Here is a 614-nt window from a genome sequence, read left to right as displayed (position 1 = left end):
TCGCGCAGGCGAGCGCAGCCGCGAGCGCGGTCAGGGATGAGCGCATCTGGGTTCCTCCGGGGACCGTTTCTTGCCGTCCCGACCCTGGCGGGCGAGGATCGGGGTGCCGGATAGAACCGAGATTGGCAGCGCTTGTCGAGCGCGTCTTTCGATCTAGAAACCGCGATCCGCCTGCCTGCGCGGGGCGACCCTGCGCGGGGCGACACTACGGAGACGCCCGAAGCATCACGGCCGGCCTCCCATCATCATCGGGGCGTCGAACGGAGACCGCGCCCCGATGATCACCTGCTTCATCCGCTACCAGATCGAGCCGACGCGGATCGATGCGTTCGAGCACTACGCCCGCGGCTGGAACACCGCGATTCCCCGCTGCGGCGCGGATCTGATCGGCTATTTCGCACCGCATGAAGGCTCGGCCACCACGGCCTACGGCCTCTACAGCCTGCCCGATCTCGCCGCCTACGAGCGGTATCGTGCGCGCCTGCGCGACGATCCTCTCGGTCGGGAGACCTTCCGCTTCGCCCAGGCGGAACGGTTCATCCGCCGGGAGGACCGTCTGTTCCTGCGCCGGGTGACCGGGCTGGCGGAGTGAGCGCCGCCGCCGGCGCGCCGGC

At 69.7% G+C, this 614-nt stretch carries 1 protein-coding gene; it reads left to right on the top strand.

Features of this window, described 5'->3' with window-relative positions:
- Positions 1-277 precede the first annotated feature (277 nt).
- The gene (locus VP06_RS24795) at positions 278-592 is read left to right on the top strand and encodes an NIPSNAP family protein (RefSeq protein WP_048466477.1); all 315 of its coding nucleotides are present in this window, start codon (positions 278-280) and stop codon (positions 590-592) included.
- Positions 593-614: the final 22 nt, after the last annotated feature.

Source organism: Methylobacterium aquaticum (assembly GCF_001043915.1).
GTDB classification, from domain to species: domain Bacteria; phylum Pseudomonadota; class Alphaproteobacteria; order Rhizobiales; family Beijerinckiaceae; genus Methylobacterium; species Methylobacterium aquaticum.
This window is presented reverse-complemented; position numbering and strand designations above follow the sequence as displayed.